Origin of the sequence: Rhizobium sp. NFR12, from assembly GCF_900108545.1 — a bacterium.
GTDB classification, from domain to species: domain Bacteria; phylum Pseudomonadota; class Alphaproteobacteria; order Rhizobiales; family Rhizobiaceae; genus Neorhizobium; species Neorhizobium soli.
The window spans coordinates 975,422-994,076 of the sequence record NZ_FNWM01000002.1 but is presented as its reverse complement, the minus strand read 5'-3'; the positions used below and the strand labels follow the sequence as shown (position 1 = coordinate 994,076).

Below are 18,655 nucleotides of genomic sequence, written 5' to 3'. Positions count from 1 at the left end.
TCAAGGCTTGCGTGAAGCGTGGCGACTGGTGATTGCTAGAAGCGTTTAAGGACGGCGGCCTTCAGCATCTGCAACTGACGACGCCATTGGGGAGACTGCATGTCTCCGTCGAGAGCATCGGCACCCCGGCGTGAAGCGCGCTTCAGAACCGGCTCGACAAGCGCTACCGGCACGAAGGCCGGCACGAGCGCGGGCGGAACAGGACCGGCACGTCGTGCCTTGTCGAGATGCTCGAGGCCAAGGCCGGCAAAGGCCTGAATTGCTGCGGAAATGCGAGGTTTGTCGCTGCCGGCCAGAAAGCTGTCGCGGTCAAGACCGGTGGCAGCCAGAAGATCGAGCGGGAGGTAAAGCTGGTTGCGGCGCCGATGGATCGGCAAAAGCAGGATGAAACCGGCGATCGCCTGCGCAACACCCGCATGGCCGGCCGCCTGTGCGGACCTTGCGGCATCTTCGGGCGAAAGGATGAGGCTTGCAAGCTGGATCAAAGCCGAGGCGGTTTCGCCAGCATAGCCTTCCAGCGCGTTGCGGTCAGTGAGCGGATCGTCGTAGAGATCGAAGATTCGCGCTTCCGTCATAGCGACAAGCGTTTGACGCGGCAGCCGATAGGTTTCGATCGCATCCTGCAGTCCTGCAGCGATCGGATTGCCGCCCGTGTCTCCCAGCCCGTCTGCCTGACTTCCACCCTCAAGGAAATCCCGCCACCATTGCAGGCGGATCTCTCCCGGAAGCGGCTCGCGGACCATGTCCCGGACGCGCGCAATTTCGGCGTTGAAGGCGTAGAGCGCGGCCAATGCCGGGCGCTTGTCTTCCGGAGACAGGAGGCATGCGAGATAGCGGTCGCGGTCCGTGTCTCGCAGCGTCGCGAGACAGAGTTCGCCATTCGTTGCACGATCGTCACTCATGGGTCAGACGGCAATCAGCGCGACGGCGACGGCACGGGACTCGGCGAGCATGATATTGTAGGTGCGCACGGCAGCACCGGTGCTCATCGGGTCGGAAGAGATGCCCTTCGCCTTCAATGCGGCCTTCACCTCTGCGGGTATCGGCTTCAGGTTCTGGCCCGTGCCGACCAGCAAGACCTCAATGCCTGAGGCTTCGTCGAGGACCTTGTAGAGGGAGGATACCGTCAGGGGCTCACCTTCGCTCAAATCCCAGCCGTGTATCCCTGAGGGAAGGCAGAGGATCGACCCGCGATGCGACATGTCGGCAAAGCGGAACCCGCCATTGCCATAGGCGTCGATCTGGGCGCGACCGGGGAAATGGGCTTCGCGTATCTCGATCCCTTTTGCCATCACCGCGTCCTTGATTGATTAGAAAATGGAAAGGCCCGCCAGAGCGGGCCTGCCGGATGTCAGGACGCGGTGTCGGCCTTGACCGGCTCGCCCTTGACGCGGACTTCGGCGATGTAGGCGCGCATTGCGCGGACCTTGACGCCGTCGGCGATTTCGACTTCGACTTCGTTGTCATCGACAACCTTCGAAACCCGGCCGACGAGGCCGCCGCCAAGCACAACCTGGTCGCCACGGCGAATGCTCGTCAGGGTCTCCTGGCGTTTCTTGGCCTGGGCGCGCTGCGGACGGATCAGGAAGAAATACCAGACCACCATCAGAGGTGCGAAGAGCAGCACCATCTGCAGAATCGAGTCTGTTGCGGAAGCCGCCGGCGCCGCTCCACCCGCCTGCGCGAATGCCTCAGTAATGAACATCAAGAACTCCTAAACGATAAGCGGAGGCGCCGAGCCCCCTGTCATAAGCCGCCGGAATATAGTTGTGACACCCAGGAATGCAACAGAAAGCGGTCCTCCCGCGTACTGAATCCACGGCTCTACGGCTTTTGATGCAATAACGAGCATGTTACCTGCTGAAAAAAGCGGCCGAGAGGGCGCGACCGATGACAAAAAGTCTTGAGGAATACCAGATGACCGACGAGCTCAACGCCCTGATCCTGTCTGAAGTGCGCCGGCTCGCCGACGCAGTCGAGCGGCTGGCGGGCCCTCCACCAGCGGTCAACGACTGGACTGTCGCGGATTGCTTTGTCTGGGTGCCGACAAACCAGCGCCTGCAGCCCGTGCCACGCCCCAACCGCGTCGCCCTCACCCTGATCCGTGGCGTTGACCACGTGCGCGACATCCTGCAGGAAAACACGTGGCGGTTTGCCGAAGGTTATCCGGCAAACAACGTCCTTCTCTGGGGCGCGCGCGGCATGGGCAAGTCGTCGCTGGTCAAGGCCGTGCACGAGGATATCCGCGCGTCGACCGGTGTCTCGCTGAAACTGGTGGAAGTCCACCGCGAGGATATCGCCTCGCTGCCGGCGCTGCTCGACATCCTCAAGGCATCCGGCCATCGCATCATCGTGTTTTGCGACGATCTGTCCTTCGACCACGACGATACGGCCTACAAATCGCTGAAGGCAGCGCTCGACGGTGGCATCGAAGGCCGGCCGGACAACGTCCTGTTCTACGCCACATCGAACCGGCGCCACCTTTTGCCGCGGCATATGCTGGAAAACGAGCAGTCGACGGCGATCAACCCGTCCGAGGCGGTCGAGGAGAAGGTTTCGCTCTCGGACCGTTTCGGACTTTGGCTCGGCTTCCACAAGTGCAGTCAGGACGACTACCTGACCATGATCGACGGCTATGCCGACCATTTCGATCTCGGCCTCAACCGCGAAACCCTGCACCACGAGGCGCTCGCCTGGGCGACGACGCGCGGCGGGCGTTCCGGCCGCGTCGCGTGGCAGTATATCCAGGATCTCGCCGGGCGGATGCGCAAGACACTCACGCCGTGAGTTCTTGAAGCAGCCCCAAAACGAAAAAAGCGCAGCCGAAGCTGCGCTTTTCTCCCGTCCCCTTGAAACGCACTACAATTATTCAAGGAAAGTGATGGGGTTGACCGGTGTCGCATCCTTGCGCACCTCGAAGTGGACCTGCGGACGCTGAGCGTCGCCGCTCATGCCGGACGCCGCGACAGTCTGGCCGCGGGTGACCTTCTGGCCGCGCGTGACGTTGATGTTGCCGGCGTGGCCGTAAACGGTGACCTTGCCATCGTCGTGGCGAACCAGAACGGTGTTTCCGAGCTGCTTCAGGCCGTTGCCGGCATAGATGACGACGCCGTTTTCAGCGGCCTTGATCGGCGTGCCCTCGGGAACCGAGATGTCGATACCGTCATTGCGGCTGCCGTTGACGTTGGCCCCGTAGCCGGCGATGACCGCGCCACTGACTGGCCAGCGATATTTCGAAATGCCGGTCGACTGCGGTGCAGCGGCAGACACATCGGACTTCTTCTCGACGTCCGACAGCGATGCTGTTTCCTGTGGCGCAGGCTTTGCGGGTGCTGCTTCAGCGACAGGCGACGGTGCAGCAGGCTTCGGCTGGGCAGCCGGCTTTTCCGGAATGGATGCGGTTCTGACCGGATCGGTCGCAACCGAGCTACCACCGACCTTCAGGGTCTGGCCAATTCGTACACCGTCAGCCGACAAGCCGTTTGCGGCCTTCAGCTGATCAATCGGCGTGCCGGTTTCGCGGGCGATCTTGGCGAGGCTATCGCCAGGCTTGACCGTGTAGGTGCCACCGAGAGGCTTGCCGCCCGGAGGTGTGATCTTGCCAGGCTCCGCCATCGCCTTGTCGCGGGTCGGCGTTGGCAGAACGGCAACCTTCTGCTCGGTCTGCTGGGTGGGCGCTGGCGCCTTGTTCTGCAGGTCGATATCGGACGCCGCAGTCTTCGCGGAATTGCGGGACGGGCCGAAAGTCGGGATGACAATCGTCTGGCCCGGCTTCACAGCGCCGCCATTGGCCTTCAGGATTTCCTTTTCAGGAACGCCGTAGCGGGAAGACAGGGTCGATGCGGTCTCGCCTGCCCTGAGCGTTACCCGCGGAGCGTTGACCGAAGACCAGCCGGACATCGGCTTCGTCGAAGCCGTTGTCAGGTTGTCGCCTCGAGCGGTCGACGGTGTGGGAGCCGTCAGAGACTGCGAACCACTGCTACGACCCGGGTATGACTGGGCCATGGATTCCTGGCGAGTGCCCTGACCGCGGTCAGCCGCCATCGGTGCACGGGACGCCATGGGAGCGGGCGCCTGAGCCGAAGGCACGCCGGGAGCTGCCAACTCGTTGCGCTGGACGGCCATCGGCGCCGAAGCGGCGCGGGCCGGTGATGAATAGCCACCGGACTGGGCCGGATAAGGCTGGTTCATCGCGGTATTTCGCGAACCGTAATCCTGCTGGACCGGTGCCACCGCCTGGCCCGACCGCACATCGTCGCGCGGCGTTGGCGCTTGGCCATAGGCCCCGCCGACCGGACGCTGGGGTATTGAAGCCGTTGTCAGCTCATCTTTGGAGAACAGCCCGGAGAAACGGCTCGAATCCGAGCTGCAGCCAGTGGCCGCACTCGCCAGCAAAGCCGCAACCGCGAGCTTAGCTACTGATTTTCCGACTTTTTGTGCACTGTTGACACGCATGGACTCGACCTACACTCACGCAACCATCGTGGGAGTCATTAAAGCGCGTTAGTCTTACTGTGGGGTTAAAGTGTCGGAAGAGATGCGATTTTTTTGATAATTCGCTAACCATGAGTTGGAAGCGCTTGGCAGGAGCGGAACCAAAGCCGAACCAGCTTAAAGCGCTGCCGCCATCTGCGGAATGATCGGCAGGAATGGCACGGTGAACAGGTCTTCCCGTTCAAACCGGCTCCCGGTCTTGGTGAGCCTCACCATCATGCAGGTCTCGTCGTCGCCGATCAGCGGCGCAACCATCGAACCGCCATGGGTCAGCTGCTCCGCATAGAATCGCGGCAGAACCGTAAATGCCGTGGTCACGAATATCCGATCGAACGTGCCCTCGCCCGGCATCCCGTTGCTGCCATCCGCCTGTCGTACAATGACGTTGCGCATTCCAAGCGCGTCAACGCGGGCCTGCGCCGCAACGGTGAGCGTCTTATAGCGATCTACGGTCAGAACCCGTTCTGCGATGCGGCCGATGACGGCGGCTGTAAAACCGCTGCCGGTACCGATTTCGAGAACGCGATGACCGGGTTTCACCTGCAGAGCGGCCAGAAGGCGAACCGCAAGATCTGCCCCTTCCATAAAGGCACCGCAATCGATCGGGACCGTGCGGCTGGAATAGGCTTCCTGAGAAAGCGTGGGCGGCACGAACTGCGAACGAGGCGTCTGCTCGACGGCAGTCAGAAGGTCGATATTAGAAATGCCTGCGGACCGGAGCCGCAAGACAAGTGCAGCAAACCCTTCCTTCTCGACCATGCCCGATTTCAAGCTGTCACTCCGCCTGCCACGTTATCTGGGTTCAACCCAGCGCCTTCATCAAGCGATCCTGCACCGAATAGTCGGTCAGGTCCAGTTTCAGCGGTGTTACTGAAATGCGATTGGCCTTGATGGCGTTGATGTCGGTGCCCTCCGCCTGGCGGCCGACACGCGAGGCAAAGTACAGCCAATAGTATGGGAAGCCTCGACCATCCTGGCGTTCGTCGATCGCCACATCGAAATCGGTCTTGCCCTGAGACGTGACTTCCGTCCCCTGGACATCGTCAGGCGCGCAGGCCGGGAAATTGACGTTGAGAAACGTGCCGGCCGGAAGGTCCGTATCCAGCAATTTGCGGATCAGGCCCGGGCCATGCGATTCGGCCGTATCCCAAGGCAGGACGCGACCGTTCTCCTTGCGGTAGGCCTGGCTGAGCGCGATCGACCGGACGCCCTGCAGGGTGCCCTCGATGGCGCCTGCGACCGTGCCAGAATAGGTCACGTCGTCAGCAAGGTTGGCGCCGACGTTGACACCCGACAGAACGAGATCCGGCTTGCCCCCCATGACGTGGCGCATCGCCATGATGACGCAGTCCGTCGGCGTGCCGCGCACGGCATAGTGCCGGTCGCTGATCTCGCGCAGGCGCAGCGGCTCCGACAGGGTCAGGGAATGCGCATAACCGCTCTGGTCGGTTTCTGGCGCAACAATCCAGACGTCATCGGAAAGCTGGCGGGCAATCCGTTCGAGAACCGCCAGGCCTTCCGCGTGGATACCGTCGTCGTTGGTGAGCAGGATGCGCATTCAGGGCTGCCTTATGCTTTTTCTATTTTGGTCAGTCCGCCCATATAGGGCAGAAGCGCGTCCGGGATCGTGACGGAGCCGTCTTCATTGAGATAATTTTCGAGGACTGCGATCAGGCATCGGCCGACAGCGGTGCCCGAGCCGTTCAGCGTGTGAACAAATTTCAAAGCCTTGTCGTCCTTGCCGCGATAGCGCGCGTTCATCCGGCGGCCCTGGAAATCGCCACAGACCGAGCAGGACGAGATTTCGCGGAACGCATCCTGTCCCGGCAACCAGACTTCGATGTCATAGGTCTTGCGGGCGCTGAAGCCCATGTCGCCGGTGCAGAGCGTCATCGTCCGAAAATGCAGGCCGAGACGCTTGAGGACGTTTTCGGCGCATTCGGTCATCCGCTCGTGCTCGGCGATCGATGATTCCTGATCCGTGATCGAGACGAGCTCGCATTTCCAGAACTGGTGCTGGCGCAGCATGCCGCGCGTATCGCGACCCGCAGAACCGGCTTCCGAACGGAAGGACGGGGTAAGCGCCGTAAAGCGCAGCGGCAGCTTTTCGGCGTCCAGAACCTCGCCCGAAACGAGGTTGGTCAGCGTCACTTCGGCCGTCGGGATGAGGTAGCGGCCATCCGTCGTCTTGAAGAGATCTTCCTCGAACTTCGGCAACTGGCCTGTGCCGTACATTGCCTCGGACTTTACCATCAGCGGCGACGACACTTCCGTGTAGCCGTGCTCGCTGGTGTGCATGTCGATCATGAACTGACCGATTGCCCGCTCAAGACGGGCGAGCGGTCCGGTCAGAACCGTAAACCGCGAGCCCGAGAGTTTTGCCGCGCGCTCGAAATCCATATAGCCGAGCGCTTCGCCGATCTCGAAATGCTCCTTGGCCGGGTGATTCCAGCCGGGCTTCGTTCCGATCGTGCGCGTAACGACGTTGCCTGATTCGTCCTGGCCGACGGGGACATCGTCGAGAGGAATGTTTGGAAGGCGCGACAGCGCGTCATCGAGCGCTGCGACAGCTGCCCGTTCTTCCTGCTCGGCGGCCGGCATCGTGTCCTTGATGGTGGCGACTTCCGCCTTCAGCTTCTCGGCGAGTTCGGTATTCTTCTGCGCCATCGCATTGCCGATCTCCTTGGAGGCGGCGTTACGGCGCGACTGCATATCCTGAAGCGTCTGGATGACGCTGCGGCGGGTATCGTCCATTGCAAGCAGGGTGGCTGCCATCGGCTCGGCGCCGCGCTTGTTCAGCGCTGCGTCGAAAGCTTCCGGATTATCGCGGATCCACTTGATATCGAGCATGATTCTTGGCCTTCAAAGCATGAGGCCGCTGCGATATCGATCGAGAGAAAAACCTCAGGCCTTCTCCGTCTCTGCGACGTCAGACGAGGCCTCATCACTCGAAGCGTCCTCATCGCGTCTGCGCTCGACGAGTCGCGCGGCGTAGATGGAAATCTCGTAGAGAAGGATGGTCGGTATAGCAAGACCGATCTGGGACATCGGATCCGGCGGCGTCAGGACGGCGGCAACGACGAAGGCGATGACGATCGCGAACTTGCGCTTCTCGCGCAGCCACTTGCTGGACAGGATGCCCACGCGAGCAAGCAGCGTCGTGACCACGGGGAGCTGGAAAACCAGTCCAAAGGACAGAACCAGCGTCATGATGAGGCTGAGATATTCCGAAACACGCGGAAGAAGCGAGATCCCCACTTCACCCTCGGTCGGCGCCTGCTGCATGGCCAGGAAGAACCACATCACCATCGGCGTGAAGAAGAAGTAGACCAGTGCGCCTCCAAGCAGGAACAGCACAGGGGAGGCAATCAGGAACGGCAGGAAGGCTGCCCGCTCGTTCTTGTAGAGCCCGGGAGCCACGAACTTGTAGATCTGCGAGGCAATCACCGGAAAGGCAATGACCAGCGCGCCAAACATCGCAACCTTCACCTGGGTGAAGAAGAATTCCTGCGGCGCGGTGTAGATCAGTTCGGATTTCGCGATATCGAGCTTCGCCCAGATGACCGCCCACTTGTAGGGAATGACGAGAAGGTTGAAGAGCTGTTTTGCGAAGAAGAAGCACACGACGAAGGCGAGGAAGAAAGCGCCGATCGACCAGATGAGCCTTGTCCGCAACTCCATCAGATGCTCGATAAGCGGCTGCGGCTTATCTTCGTAATCACCGCTCATCAGGCATCGTCCTTCGGGGTATCGACAGGCTTCTTCGGGGTACGCTTGCGGGCGGCTGCAAGCTTGACGGCCGTCTCAGTCGTTTCAGGTGCGGACACCGGGACCTTGGCCACGCGAACACGTTTCGGCTGTTCGGCAGACGTCGCCACTGGGGCAGGCTTCTCCGCCCTCGTGGATCTGCGTGTCGTTGCAGGCTTATCCACAGCTGCCGGCTCACCCGTGGCCGCCAACTTCGGTGCGCGAGGCTTTCTAACGCGACCGGGTTCGGCAGGCGTGGTCGCCTCCGCTGGTGCCGGCGTCACAGTTGAGGACGTCGGCGCAGCAACAGGAGATGCCGTGACGGGCGTAACCGGCACAGCCGCAACAACAGGCGCCGTATCGGCGACCGGAGCACCTTCGACAGCATGCTGCGCTTCGACATCCGTGCTGACCGGCGTCGGCGTCGACGGCATATGCGTCGCCTTCTGCAGATCGTTTCGGATGTCCTGCCCCATCTGGCGAAGCGGATTTATCGCGTCGCGCAGGCTGTTGGCGGGATTGAGGCTCTTGGCGTCCGAAATCGTCTTCCGGACGTCATCCATGTCTGCCTCGCGAAGCGCCTCGTCGAACTGCGTCCGAAAGTCACCCGCCATCTTGCGCAGGTTTGATGTCATCTTCCCGAAAGCGCGCAGCATGGGCGGCAAGTCCTTGGGACCTACGACCACGATAAGCACAATGGCAATGACAAGTAGCTCGGTCCAACCGATATCCAACATTCAGCGAGGCTCCTGAAACCCTCCCGACCAATTAAGACCGAGTGGTTTCCTTGATCTCGTCGGGCTTGTGATCGACCGTCCTGCCGCCGTTCACAGTATCGGTAGGCTTTGCCTCAGGGGCATCCTCGTCCGCCATGCCTTTTTTGAAGCTCTTGATGCCTTTGGCAAAGTCGCCCATCAGCTCAGGAATCTTGCCGCGTCCGAACAGGACAAGCACGATGACTAGAACGATCAGCCAGTGCCACACACTAAAAGAACCCATAGTCTAACTCCATTGGAACGTGACCCCGATGTAAGCTTTTTAAGTTTGTTTTTCAAACACCAAATACGTTGCACGAAAAGCTATGAACGGATGACTTTCGCGATCTAGCGACGCTGCTGTCGGCAACGGACAATCACGCACGGTCCATATTCGGGAACACGGGAATAATAAGGGGAAAGCTCGCTGAAAGCCCTGCTAGCCATCACCGTCGCCGGTTGGAGGCAGAAAGCCAAGCTCCTCCAGATCAAGCTGGGTGATGGGGTCTTCCTCGTCCGAAAGCTCGTCCTCACCGCCCGGAACCGGCACCGAAAAGCCGGATGGAATGCGGCCAGATAGAAGTCCCGCGCCCTTCAATTCTTCGAGACCAGGAAGATCGCGTAGCTCTTCCAACCCGAAATGATCGAGAAAATCTCCTGTCGTTCCGAGTGTCACCGGTCTGCCCGGCGACCGACGCCGACCGCGGAAACGAACCCAGCCGGCTTCCATCAGTACGTCAAGCGTACCTCTTGAGGTCTGGACGCCGCGAATATCCTCGATCTCGGCGCGGGTCACAGGCTGGTGGTAGGCGATGATAGCAAGCACTTCGAGGGCGGCCCTCGACAGCTTCTTCACGTCGCTGTCGTCTTTGCGAATGACGAAGGAAAGGTCTGCTGCCGTGCGGAAAGCCCAGCGATCAGCCACCTTGACCAGGTTCACTCCGCGTGAGGCATAGATGCCCGCCAGTCTCTGCATCACGGCCTGGATATCTTCTCCCCGTGGAAGACGCTCAGCCAGAAACGCTTCAGAGACAGGCTCCGCCGATGCAAACACGAGGGCTTCGGCGATCCGCTCGACCTCCTCCGACGAGTAGGGCACCGGCACAATGTCATCCACTGCCGCGTCGTCGTCCATCGCGCCCTCGATCTGGCTCATTCGGCTGTCCCTGCCTTTAGAGGCAACGTCTCGGCCTTCGGCCGCCCGGGTCCCTTTCTGAGATAGATTGTCTGGAAAGCGCCATCCTGGCGGATCTCGAGCTGTCCTTCGCGCACCAGTTCCAACGAGGCGGCAAAGGCGCTGGCAGTCGCAGTGACGCGATCCTGCGGCGGCAGATACGGCAGAAGGTACTGCTGCAGGGCCGTCCAATCGCCGATCTCGCCCAGCATGCGGTTGAGAAGGTCCCTCGCCTCAACCAGCGACCAGACCTTGCGGCGTTCGATCGTGACATGGGTGATGGCGTTGCGCTGTCTAAGATTTGCGTAGGCCGACAACAGGTCGTAGAGCGATGCGTCATAGGCCGACGGCCTGTGCTGCGGGATATGCTCCGGTGCCCCACGTGCAAAAATATCGCGACCGAGTCGGTTACGGTTGACGAGCTGAGCTGCTGCATCGCGGATTGCTTCCAGCCGTTTCAACCGGAAGGCCAGAGTTGCCGCCAGTTCCTCGCCCGTCGGGCCGTCGTCGATCTTGATCTGCTTGGGGATCAGCAACCGCGACTTCAGATAGGCGAGCCAAGCTGCCATCACGAGATAGTCGGCCGCCAGTTCGATCCGAACGCGCCGCGCGCTGTCGACGAATGTGAGATACTGCTCGGCGAGTGCCAGGACAGAGATCCGCGACAGATCCACTTTCTGGCTGCGAGCAAGATGCAGCAGAAGATCGAGCGGTCCCTCGAAGCCCGCGACGTCGATCACCAGTGAAGGATCATCGATCGCCCGCTCGGTCACGTCTTGCCACATCTTGTCCATCGGAATGGCATTTTCAGCTTTTGTCATCGCCATTCCGATCCGTCTTCACTGTCGGCGGTCAGGCGACCCCAATCAGTCCGTGGAATTCGTCGCGAAGCGTGTCTTCCTGTGCATCATCAGCAACCGGGAAACCTTGCTCCACCGCTTTGGCACGTCGAAGCGCCTCGCCGCCAAGCGGGATCGCCTCGTTCACAACCGCCTTCATTTCGTCCATCAGGCCGTTGCAATGCAAGACGATATCACAACCGCCCCCAACGATTCTTGCCGCGCGCTCGCCGATCGTGCCCTTTAGGGCGTTCATCGAGCTGTCGTCGGACATCAGCAGGCCATCGAAGCCGATATGACCGCGAATGACATCCTCGATGACTTTCCGAGAAATCGTTGCCGGCTCTTCCGTGTCGATCGCGGTGAAGACGATATGCGCGCTCATCGCCATCAACTCGTTCTTGAGCGCCACGAAGGGCAGGAAGTCATGCGCTTCGAGTTCCGCCCGCGATGCCGATACGACCGGCAGTTCGTGATGCGAGTCGGCCAAGCCGCGGCCGTGGCCCGGGATGTGCTTCATCACAGGAAGCATGCCGCCGGCCTTGAGGCCATCGGCCGCAGCCTGCCCCATCTCGGACACCGTCTTCGGATCAAAGCCATAGGCCCGGTCGCCGATGACGTTGCTGGCGCCTTCCACCGGTACGTCCAGGACCGGCAGGCAGTCGACGTTGATGCCGAGCTTCATGAGATCGAAGGCGTGCAGCCGCGACATCAGCCATGCGGCGCGCAAGCCCATTTCACGGTCATTCTTGTAGAGAGCCCCCAAGGCGGCGGCTGACGGATAACGCTCGATCATCGGCGGACGGATACGCTGAACGCGGCCACCCTCCTGGTCGATCAGGACAGGCGCCTCCGGGCGGCCGACGGTGTCGCGCATGGCTGCAACCAGATCAGTGATCTGGGCCGGCTCGACACAGTTGCGGGCAAAGAGAATGAAACCCCAGGGACGCTCATCCCGGTAGAGCAGGATTTCGTCCTGGGTAAGCTGCGGGCCGCTGGAGCCCAGGATCATCGCTTTCGATTCGGTCATGTTCGATCCTAGAATGCTGGGAGCAGAATAGAAAACGGGGCGCTGTGCGCCCCGTTCGATGGTTTCTCGTCAAAGATCTCAGCGAGCGACGAGGCAGGTGCCGCCGACACCGCGATACTTTTCGCAGAGTGCTACGGCTTCCGTCTTGCTGCCGGCCGGGATCCGAACGCGATAGAAGGTACCCTTGCCGGCGATTTCAGCAGCCTTGATATCGACCCCACGCCCGCCGATCACGTTGCCGAACTTCGACGACAGGTTCTGGTAAGACCTCTGAGCGTCAGCCTGGGATGGCAGCGATGCGATCTGGATGACGTAGCCGCCCTCGCCGACCGACGCGACCTGTGCATTAGCAGCGGCAGGAGTTGCCGAAACCGGCTGAACCTGTGCTGCGGGAGCGCGAACGTTGCCCTGATCGCTGACGGATGCGACGACATTGACCGGCTGCTGCGAAGGACGAACCTTCGGGACCGGCGCCTTCGCGACAGCAGCAGGTGCCGAAGTGTCCAGTGGCGCCATAGTGGCTGCCGTCATCGGCGCAGACGCCGGGATGATTTCGGCAACCGTGCTGGCAGCAGGTGCAGATGCGGCGATCGCAGCGGCCGGAGTGACTGGCTGGGCCAGTTCCGGAGACTTCACCGAAGCCGCCGGCATCTTGCCTGTATGCGCCGCAGCAAGCGCCGGAGCCGGCACTTCCTGTTCGACGAGCTTGCCATCCGGACGCACGATCATCGTCTTTACCCGACGCGGTGTAACGGTGAGAGGATCCTGTCCGCCCGTCGAAGCAACCTGCTGGCCCTGATCGGGAAGCAGACGTGCATCCTGGGTCTCGCCGGTATCAGTCGGATCGATATCGTTTTCGCCTTCGAGCGGAAGGCTTTCCGGCATCAGCGTCTTTTGGACGACATCGACCGGCTGCTCTTCGCTGGAGATCAGCGCTTCCTGCTTCGGCGTTTCGGATGCAGCGCCGGCAACGCGGTCGTAAACAGCCTTGTCCTGATTCGGAACGGTCTTGCCACCCGGATTTTCCGGGACAACCTTTACCGGATCGGTATCGGCTGCGATGACGACCGGCTCGCCGCCCATCATCCGCGAAGGTCCGCTACCCAGCATCGTGTAGGCACCTGCGCCGGCAACGACCAGGACGGCGACAACGGCGATGGGAAGAAGCCACGTCCGGGACGCCGACCGGGGCGAACGCTGGTCGAGGTCGTTTTCGTATCCGTTGAGATCGCTGTCATGGTCGTTGGCCGGAAGCGGCGCGACAAGGCTGCGACGGAAGTCTTCTTCCAGGGCCCGCTCGAAATCGTCGAGGTCGGGGTAAGCGCTGCCCGATGTCTGCCGAGGCTGCTCTGGGAAATTGCCGGCAGCGACGGAAGCCGGGGCAGCCGCCTCCTGATGCCGCGGTGCCGGAGCAGTCTGCGACGTCGGGTTTACCAAGAGCGCCGCGAGTTCTGCATCGATATCGATATCGTACTCGGACGCGTAGGCAGGCTCTTCTTCCGGCTGCTCGACCGGCAGGTCCGGCACGTTGAGATCGGCGATCGCCTCGACATGCTCTTCCGATTCGGAAATCATCGCCGCATCGAACGGCATTTCCGCTTCGACGACGGCGACTTCTTCTTCCGGCTCAGGCGCTGCTGCAACGATGGGTGCTGCTGCAGCCGCGGGCGTCGAGACGGCGGCAGGGATTGCCGCGGCAGGTGCCACCGGCTGAACGGAGTTTTCCGCCACCACGATGTCGGCTAGATCGAGTTCGAGATCGTCAAGCGCCAGTTCGAAGTCTTCGTCGGCGAAAGGATCGAAGTCATCTGCCAGGTCGGCGACGGGTGCCGCCTGCTGAACAGTCGGCGTTGGAACCGGCGTCGGGATCACGGGCGCCGCCACAGCGGCAACGATCGGAGCGACGGCGATTGGCTGCGGCTTGGAGGCCGGAGCCTGCGGCAGGTCGAGTTTCGGCTCGGCGCGAACAGTCGCAGGCGCTTCCTGGCTGACCGGGAAACGGGCAACGTCATAAACCAGCTCGTCAAGCGGCGAAAATTTCTGCGCCTCCAAAGTGGGCTGGACGACCTCTTTCACAGCGACCGGTTCAGCAGCGCGAGGCTGTTCAACCGGGGACGCAACGGCCTTGGGCTGGACAACCGGCGGCTTTTCGACGGGGCGTTCCAGCGGCGTGACACCGGCATTCAGACCGAAATTCGCAAGCGGCATGCGAAAGCCCGGCGTGTAACCGGTGCTCTTGCGGGGTTCAGCCCGAACAGGCTCCGGCGCCGAAACCATGGGAGCTGCAGCGACTGGCTCGGCTGCAACGGCGAACGAGCTCTCCAGCTCAGCGGCCAGATCGAAAGCGTCAACCGACGGTTCCTGCCTGGACTGAGTCGCAGGCTGATAGTCATCGGCGCCCTCTACCTCCGCACGGAGTGTCGGAAGGCCATGGAAATTTGACGGGTCAAAATTCGGCTCGGCCGGTGCACGGTGAGCATCGACGGCAGGGGAAACAGCTTCCGCTTCCGCAGGTGCTGCACCAAACGGATCGACGGAAAATTCCGGAGCATCGAAAGGGTTGAGATCTTCCTGCTTCTGCGACACCACCGACTGGACCGGCTGTTCGAAAACCGGCTCGCGTTCGATGGGAGGCTCATAGGCAATAGAAGGCGCAGCCTGATAGCCGTGATCGACCGGCAAAGGCGCCTCCACGCGGGAAGGCTTGGCGTCGAGCGGGATATCGTTGACCGGATCGATCCGCGGAGTATCGTATTGCTCGAATTCCCGCAGCAACTCGTCTTCGAGATTGAAGGCCGGCTCGCGGCGGGCAGATGCCGCCATTGACGCAGAACCCACGGAAGGGGCAGCCGGATTAGCGACTGTCCGTTCCTCGTAGCCTACGATGCGAGCGAGCTCTGCCAGAGGATCGCCGTCAGCAAAAAATTCCGGGGCGTCATTCCGGCTACGCGCTAGGTTGTTGTCCGCCATTCGCTCGTCCACTCACCACCATTACAACTCATCTGCCAGTGCAATGTGGGGAAATGAGGGCGTTTCTACCGCATTTCCTCAGGTGCCGCTGTACCTGTGATTGCAAGTCCCGACTTCAGGACACAGGCGACTGCGTGCACCAGTCCAAGCCTGGCAATGCTCAATTGTCGGTTTTTATCGTTAACAAACCGTAATTCCGGTTGGTCCTTGCCCTTATTCCAGTGAGCATGGAAGAAACTGGCCAGATCATAGAGGTAAAATGCGAGCCTGTGCGGCTCCTGGGCCAGAGCTGCAGCTTCGACGATTCGCGGATATTCCGCAAGCTTCGCGACCAGCTGAAGCTCGCTCTTGTCGGTGATTTCGCCAATGTTTTCAGCGAAATCGAGCGCCTCTGTATCCAGACCCGGAAACGCCTCCCTTGCCTGGCGGAAGATCGACATGCAGCGGGCGTGGGCATACTGGACATAAAAGACAGGGTTGTCTTTCGACTGCTCGGTCACCTTGGCAAAATCGAAATCGAGCGGCTCCGAGCTCTTCCGGTAGAGCATCATGAAGCGAACTGAGTCGCGACCGACCTCGTCCACGACGTCACGCAGGGTCACGAAGTCGCCGGAGCGCTTCGACATCTTGACCGGCTCGCCGTTGCGGTAAAGCTTGACGAGCTGGCAGAGAAGAACAGTGAGCTTTGCCTTGCCTTCGGAGACGGCGCGCGCCACGGCCTCGAGCCGCTTGACGTAGCCACCGTGGTCGGCACCGAGCACGTAGATCATCTCATCGTAGCCGCGGTCGAACTTGTCCTTGAAATAGGCAACGTCGGCGGCGAAATAGGTGTAGCTGCCGTCCGACTTGATCAGCGGACGATCGATATCGTCGCCGACTTCGGTCGAGCGGAACAGCGTCTGGTCGCGGTCTTCCCAGTCTTCGGGAAGCTGACCCTTCGGCGGCGGCAGCTTGCCCTTGTAGACATGGCCCTTGAACGTCAGGTCGTTGATCGCTGCACGGATGCGCTGCGCGCCGTCCGCATGCAGCGTGCGCTCGGAATAGAACACGTCGTGATGCACGTTGAGGGCTTCGAGATCTTCGCGGATCATGGCCATCATCGCGTCGATGGCCTTCTCCTTGACGATCGGCATCCACTCGTCTTCGGACATGGCATGCAGCCGGGGACCGTATTCAGCGGCCAGAGCCTGCCCGACCGGGACGAGGTAGTCGCCCGGATAGAGGCCAGCCGGAATCTCGCCGACTGCTTCGCCCAACGCCTCGCGGTACCGGATGAAGACCGAGCGGGCCAAAACGTCGATCTGGCTGCCAGCGTCGTTGATGTAGTATTCCTTGGTGACGTCATATCCGGCAAAGGCCATCAGATTGGCGAGCGCATCGCCCACGACAGCGCCGCGGCAATGACCGACATGCATCGGCCCCGTCGGATTGGCCGAGACATACTCGACGTTTGCCTTGCGACCGGCACCGACATCCGAGCGGCCGTAGTCCGTCCCTTGCGCAATCATCTTGGCGAGCATCTGCTGCCAATATCCGGTGGAAAGCCTGATATTGATGAAGCCGGGACCGGCAACGGAGACTTCCGAAATATCCGCGTCGCCACGCAACGCTTCGGCGATGATCTCGGCGAGCGCGCGCGGGTTGGTGCCGAGAGGCTTGGCAAGCACCATCGCTGCATTGGTCGCGACGTCGCCATGGCTCTGATCGCGCGGAGGCTCGACCGTGAGGCGTCCGAAATCAACCGCACTTCGATTTTCTCGAATGATTTCGAGAGTTTCTAGCGCGTTCTTAATTCTATTGTCGAATTCGGCAAAAAGATTCATATGTTTACATCCGCTCAAAGTGTTTTGGGCGGGCCCCTCGAAGCCATTGGTGTCGGGCAGGCCCTAGCGCAAATCAGGAGTCTGGTCAAACAACTCGGCATGGACGCGGGTTGCGTAGGTGTCGGTCATACCGGCAAGATAATCTGCAACGTGGCGCGCGCGGGCCGCCTCCGGGACGCCGTTCATCTGCTTGACCCAGTAGTGGCCTTTCATCAGCGCCGGGTCGTCCATGTAGCGATGGAACAGGTCGACGACGATCTGCGAGGCGCCGGCCCGGATGCGCATGATTTCGGGGTGCCGGTAGATCCGGGAGAACAGCACTCGTTTGATCTGCTTGTCGGTCTGCGCCATCTCGTTGGAGAAGGTCGAGATCACCCTTCCCGCCATGCGCACATCTTGTGCGCTCTCGGGTGCAAGCTCTCTAAGGTTCTTCTGGGAGACCGCGATAACGTCCTCGACCATGTGGGTGATCTGGCGGCGCGTCACTTCGTAGGCAAAGCGCGTCGGGTCCAGATTGGGGTATTTCGTCCTCACTTCCTGCATCAGTCCGGCGAGGAACGGCACCTCCTCCAGCATATCGAAAGTGAGCAGGCCAGAGCGAAGCCCGTCGTCGATATCGTGGGTGTTGTAGGCGATGTCGTCGGAAATCGCCGCGACCTGCGCCTCCAGGCTGGCATAGCTCGAAAGCTCGAGATCGTGCAGGAGGCAGTAGTCGCGGATCGGCTGCGGCAAAGGACCGTGGGAACCCTCGCTGCCGTCGGCCATCATCAAAGGGCCATTGTGCTTGACGAGACCCTCAAGCGTTTCCCATGTCAGGTTGAGACCGTCGAACTCCGCGTATCGCCGCTCAAGCTTGGTGACGATCCGCAGCGACTGCGCATTGTGGTCGAACCCGCCATAGGGCTTCATCAGCTCATCGAGCGCATCCTCACCCGTATGTCCGAATGGGGTGTGGCCAAAATCGTGAACGAGCGCGACGCCCTCCGCCAGATCTTCATCCAGCTTCAGGGCACGGGCCAACGCGCGGGCCACCTGCGCCACTTCGATCGTATGGGTCAGCCGCGTTCGGTAATGGTCGCCGTCAGGACTAATAAACACCTGTGTTTTATGCTTGAGCCTGCGAAACGCCGTCGTATGGACGATACGGTCACGATCGCGCTGAAACTCCGAGCGCGTCAGGCTGCTCGCTTCGGGAAACAGGCGGCCCCGCGAGGCCCAGGGATTGGATGCATATAACGCTCGCTCACCCCCACCGAAACCAAGTACCCCCGTATCGATCGCCATAACCGTCCTTAATGCCTCAAGCGTGCCTGCGTGTTGTCGTGTATGGGTACGCCCCATTGACGCGCCGTTCAGGTCTTCATACCTATAGTGTTGCCGTGTGCAACGGCAGTGACATCCATCTTCGAGTTATCAGGGTGCCTTTACCCAAGACTCACCGGGCCTTTACCCCGGCAGGAGACCATTGAAATGACGATGAACGTAACTCTCTCCGATGCTGCAGCCAAGCGGATCGCCCAAATCGTTGCGGCAGAATCCGAAAAGCAGTCTCTGCGTGTTTCTGTTGAAGGCGGCGGCTGCTCCGGTTTCTCCTACAAGTTCGACCTCGCGGGCGCGCCGGAAGCAGATGACGTGGTGATCGCCAACGGCGATGCCAAGGTGCTGATTGACAGCCTGTCCATCGTCTACATGGAAGGTTCAGAGATCGACTTCGTCGATAATCTGCTTGGCCAGTCATTCCAGATCAAGAATCCGAACGCGGTCGCAAGCTGCGGCTGCGGTACCAGCTTCTCCATCTAAGATCTTCCGGTCGTCCTAATCAG

At 61.0% G+C, this 18,655-nt stretch carries 18 protein-coding genes; 2 read left to right on the top strand and 16 right to left on the bottom strand.

Annotated features, from left to right (window positions below; all coding sequences use genetic code 11):
* Positions 1 to 35 precede the first annotated feature (35 nt).
* The 3 genes from BLW69_RS12140 to yajC are packed head-to-tail and all read right to left on the bottom strand — an operon-like array spanning position 36 to position 1,705.
* The gene (locus BLW69_RS12140) at positions 36 to 902 is read right to left on the bottom strand and encodes a phytoene/squalene synthase family protein (RefSeq protein WP_092662120.1); all 867 of its coding nucleotides are present in this window, start codon (positions 900 to 902) and stop codon (positions 36 to 38) included.
* Positions 903 to 905: 3 nt separating this feature from the next.
* Positions 906 to 1,292 carry an Mth938-like domain-containing protein gene (locus BLW69_RS12135; protein WP_092662118.1) on the bottom strand — a complete coding sequence of 129 codons (387 nt, stop codon included), beginning with the start codon at positions 1,290 to 1,292 and terminating at the stop codon, positions 906 to 908.
* A 59-nt stretch (positions 1,293 to 1,351) separates the two neighbouring features.
* Complete coding sequence (gene yajC / locus BLW69_RS12130; RefSeq protein WP_062457522.1) at positions 1,352 to 1,705, bottom strand: preprotein translocase subunit YajC; 354 nt, start codon at positions 1,703 to 1,705, stop codon at positions 1,352 to 1,354.
* A gap of 212 nt (positions 1,706 to 1,917) precedes the next feature.
* Here yajC and BLW69_RS12125 point away from each other — a divergent pair, with 212 nt between their 5' ends.
* A complete protein-coding gene (locus BLW69_RS12125; protein WP_092662544.1) occupies positions 1,918 to 2,787 on the top strand; it encodes an ATP-binding protein in 870 nt (289 codons plus the stop codon).
* Positions 2,788 to 2,865: 78 nt separating this feature from the next.
* Here BLW69_RS12125 and BLW69_RS12120 read toward each other — a convergent pair whose 3' ends face one another.
* The 13 genes from BLW69_RS12120 to BLW69_RS12060 form a co-directional block, all read right to left on the bottom strand.
* On the bottom strand, positions 2,866 to 4,455 hold the full coding sequence (locus BLW69_RS12120) for a peptidoglycan DD-metalloendopeptidase family protein (RefSeq protein ID WP_092662116.1): 1,590 nt from the start codon (positions 4,453 to 4,455) through the stop codon (positions 2,866 to 2,868).
* Between the two features lie 156 nt (positions 4,456 to 4,611).
* Positions 4,612 to 5,265 (bottom strand): protein-L-isoaspartate(D-aspartate) O-methyltransferase, encoded by a 654-nt coding sequence (locus BLW69_RS12115; RefSeq protein WP_062457531.1) that lies wholly within the window; start codon positions 5,263 to 5,265, stop codon positions 4,612 to 4,614.
* Positions 5,266 to 5,296: 31 nt separating this feature from the next.
* Positions 5,297 to 6,052: a 5'/3'-nucleotidase SurE gene (surE, locus tag BLW69_RS12110; RefSeq protein WP_062457534.1), complete on the bottom strand. Its 756-nt coding sequence runs from the start codon at positions 6,050 to 6,052 to the stop codon at positions 5,297 to 5,299.
* 11 nt (positions 6,053 to 6,063) lie between these two features.
* Positions 6,064 to 7,344, bottom strand: coding sequence for a serine--tRNA ligase (serS, locus tag BLW69_RS12105; protein WP_062457537.1), 1,281 nt, complete (start codon positions 7,342 to 7,344; stop codon positions 6,064 to 6,066).
* A gap of 54 nt (positions 7,345 to 7,398) precedes the next feature.
* Complete coding sequence (tatC, locus tag BLW69_RS12100; RefSeq protein ID WP_062457539.1) at positions 7,399 to 8,223, bottom strand: twin-arginine translocase subunit TatC; 825 nt, start codon at positions 8,221 to 8,223, stop codon at positions 7,399 to 7,401.
* A complete protein-coding gene (gene tatB, locus BLW69_RS12095) occupies positions 8,223 to 8,978 on the bottom strand; it encodes a Sec-independent protein translocase protein TatB (RefSeq protein ID WP_092662114.1) in 756 nt (251 codons plus the stop codon). The genes tatC and tatB overlap by 1 nt, the downstream gene beginning before the upstream one ends.
* 31 nt (positions 8,979 to 9,009) lie before the next feature.
* Positions 9,010 to 9,240, bottom strand: a complete 231-nt coding sequence (locus BLW69_RS12090) for a twin-arginine translocase TatA/TatE family subunit (RefSeq protein ID WP_062457545.1) — start codon at positions 9,238 to 9,240, stop codon at positions 9,010 to 9,012.
* Positions 9,241 to 9,435: 195 nt separating this feature from the next.
* Complete coding sequence (scpB, locus tag BLW69_RS12085; RefSeq protein WP_244508827.1) at positions 9,436 to 10,131, bottom strand: SMC-Scp complex subunit ScpB; 696 nt, start codon at positions 10,129 to 10,131, stop codon at positions 9,436 to 9,438.
* Between the two features lie 17 nt (positions 10,132 to 10,148).
* Entirely contained in the window at positions 10,149 to 10,997 is an 849-nt protein-coding gene (locus tag BLW69_RS12080; RefSeq protein WP_062457551.1) for a segregation and condensation protein A, read from the bottom strand.
* A 25-nt stretch (positions 10,998 to 11,022) separates the two neighbouring features.
* Complete coding sequence (gene nagZ / locus BLW69_RS12075) at positions 11,023 to 12,039, bottom strand: beta-N-acetylhexosaminidase (RefSeq protein ID WP_092662110.1); 1,017 nt, start codon at positions 12,037 to 12,039, stop codon at positions 11,023 to 11,025.
* 78 nt (positions 12,040 to 12,117) lie between these two features.
* Positions 12,118 to 14,862: an SPOR domain-containing protein gene (locus BLW69_RS12070; protein ID WP_244508806.1), complete on the bottom strand. Its 2,745-nt coding sequence runs from the start codon at positions 14,860 to 14,862 to the stop codon at positions 12,118 to 12,120.
* 212 nt (positions 14,863 to 15,074) lie between these two features.
* Positions 15,075 to 16,832, bottom strand: a complete 1,758-nt coding sequence (gene argS / locus BLW69_RS12065) for an arginine--tRNA ligase (protein ID WP_092662106.1) — start codon at positions 16,830 to 16,832, stop codon at positions 15,075 to 15,077.
* A gap of 63 nt (positions 16,833 to 16,895) precedes the next feature.
* On the bottom strand, positions 16,896 to 18,116 hold the full coding sequence (locus tag BLW69_RS12060; RefSeq protein WP_062580339.1) for a deoxyguanosinetriphosphate triphosphohydrolase: 1,221 nt from the start codon (positions 18,114 to 18,116) through the stop codon (positions 16,896 to 16,898).
* Positions 18,117 to 18,302: 186 nt separating this feature from the next.
* Here BLW69_RS12060 and erpA point away from each other — a divergent pair, with 186 nt between their 5' ends.
* Positions 18,303 to 18,632 (top strand): iron-sulfur cluster insertion protein ErpA, encoded by a 330-nt coding sequence (gene erpA, locus BLW69_RS12055; protein WP_062580337.1) that lies wholly within the window; start codon positions 18,303 to 18,305, stop codon positions 18,630 to 18,632.
* The last annotated feature ends 23 nt before the right edge of the window (positions 18,633 to 18,655 follow it).